Source organism: Roseicyclus sp., from assembly GCF_052168335.1.
Taxonomy (GTDB): domain Bacteria; phylum Pseudomonadota; class Alphaproteobacteria; order Rhodobacterales; family Rhodobacteraceae; genus Roseibacterium.
The window spans coordinates 1-1,382 of the sequence record NZ_JBQLZP010000380.1 but is presented as its reverse complement, the minus strand read 5'-3'; the positions used below and the strand labels follow the sequence as shown (position 1 = coordinate 1,382).

Here is a 1,382-nt window from a genome sequence, read left to right as displayed (position 1 = left end):
CGCAGGCCCTCGTAGACGATCTCGCAATGGCCGCCATGTTCCTCGGGTCCCATGATCCCGATGCGCCGCACGATCCGCCAGCCGGGGTCGTCGCGGTGGTGGAGGAAGGCGGTCAGCCCCCGGCGCGGATCGCCCGAGGTGCGCGCGAGCAGGATGAAATGCGCCGCCTCCTCCGCGCCGGTGATGAACCACTTGTGCCCGCGGATCACGTAGTCGCCGCCCTCGCGCGTCGCGGTCGTGCGCATCATGCCGGGGTCCGAGCCGCCGCCCGGGTGCGGCTCGGTCATGGCGAAGGCCGAGCGCACCTCGCCCGCCGCGATGGGGGCGAGCCAGCGCGCCTTCTGCGCCTCGGTGCCCAGCGCCTCGAGCACCATCATGTTGCCGTCGTCGGGGGCGGCGGCGTTGAAGACGACGGGCCCGAAGATCGAGCGGTTCATCGCCTCGTAGGTGACGGCCATGCCCATCTTGCCGAGGCCGAGCCCGCCGTTCCCGGGCGAGAGTTGCGGGCACCAGAGCCCCTCGGCCCGCGCCTTCGCCCGGAGCGCGGCCAGCGGCCCTTCCGCGATGTTGCCATGCGCGTCCCAGCTCGCGCGGTCGGCCTCGACCGGCAGGATCTCGGCCTCGACGAAGGCCTCGATGCGGTCCCGCAGGGACGCGAGCTCGGGAGTGATGGAGAAGTCCATGATCTCGCTATCCTGACGTGCGGCGCGCGCCGGCGCGGGTGTGGGCAGAGCCCGTCATGCGGGCCCGAGACAGGCGCCGCCACTGAAAAGGGAGGGCCGGGCACTACCGAAAATCGATCCCCATCCACAGGGATAAGGATGGATATCCCCAGGAGCCTTTACAATTCCATGCATTGCGCCGCTTCAGACCGGAAGCACCTCGAGCACCGCGTTGTTGGCGCCCGTGCGGCACATGTAACGGGCCCCGCCGCGGATCTCGACATTGGTGAAGGCGCCGCCGGAGACGGGCACGTGGGCGAAGACCTCGAGGTCGCTCCGGCCGGTGCGTTCGGCGACGGCGGCGACGCAGGCCCGCGCGGCGGGGCTCGTCGGGTTGGCGAGGCCGGGCGTGGGGTTGGTCGCCACGCAGCCCGTCACGAGGAGCGACGCGGCCGCGAGGGCTGCGGGAAGTGCAAGGGTTTTCATGTGGTTCTCCCATCCTGTTGAAACGCAGGTCGGCGCCATTTTCGCACCGAAGCTCGGCTCCGGTCAACGTGGCGTCGCGGGGGCTCAGTCCCGGCGCCTTCCGCCGATCCCGAAGACCCGTGCGAGGATCGGCGCGCCGGTGATGATCAGGAAGACGCGCGTGATGTGGTGGACCACGACATAGCCGAGGTCCGCGCCGACGATGATGGCAAGGACCGCCATCTCGGCCTGGCC

The 1,382-nt window shown here is 70.5% G+C and carries 3 protein-coding genes; all 3 read right to left on the bottom strand.

What is annotated here, in order from left to right:
* The coding region (locus ACTS11_RS11665; protein WP_442640484.1) for an acyl-CoA dehydrogenase family protein at positions 1-683 on the bottom strand (683 nt) is incomplete at its 3' end.
* A gap of 183 nt (positions 684-866) precedes the next feature.
* Positions 867-1,148, bottom strand: coding sequence for a hypothetical protein (locus ACTS11_RS11660; protein ID WP_442640483.1), 282 nt, complete (start codon positions 1,146-1,148; stop codon positions 867-869).
* Positions 1,149-1,232: 84 nt separating this feature from the next.
* Positions 1,233-1,382: AbrB family transcriptional regulator (locus ACTS11_RS11655; RefSeq protein WP_442640485.1), on the bottom strand; the 150-nt coding region annotated here is incomplete at its 5' end.